The following is a 522-nucleotide window of genomic DNA, read 5'->3' on the forward strand; positions in this document are numbered from 1 at the left end:
GCCGCACCCGTGGTGCGTCCACTCGGCAGGTCGGCGACGCCGCGCAGCACGGCCGGTCTGCTCGTCGCCGACCTCTCGTCGATGTGGGCGGGCCCGCTGTGCGGGCAGTTGCTCGCGCTGTCCGGGGCCACCGTGGTCAAGGTGGAGAGCCCGCACCGCCCGGACGGCACCCGTGCAGGCGCACCGGCGTTCTTCGACTGGATGAATCACGGAAAGCGTTCCTACGTGGTCGATTTCGATCACGCGACGGACCTGAGTGCACTGCTCGGCGCCGCCGACGTGGTGATCGAGGGATCGCGGCCGGCAGCGCTGCGCCGCCGCTCCCTCGGACCCCACGACATCGACGGGCGCGACGGCCGGGTCTGGCTGCGCATCACCGGCCATGGCACGGCCGGTGACCGCGCCGAGTGGGTGGCGTTCGGTGACGACGCCGCCGTCTCCGGAGGCCTCGTGGTGGCGGGCGCCGACGGTCCGGAGTTCTGCGGCGACGCGATCGCCGATCCGCTCACGGGCCTGCACGCC

1 protein-coding gene is annotated in these 522 nt (G+C 73.4%); it reads left to right on the plus strand.

What is annotated here, in order from left to right:
- The coding region (locus Q2100_RS31620) for a CoA transferase (RefSeq protein ID WP_302917173.1) at nucleotides 1-522 on the plus strand (522 nt) is incomplete at both ends.

Origin of the sequence: Mycolicibacterium arseniciresistens, assembly GCF_030519285.1 — a bacterium.
Lineage (GTDB): Bacteria > Actinomycetota > Actinomycetes > Mycobacteriales > Mycobacteriaceae > Mycobacterium > Mycobacterium arseniciresistens.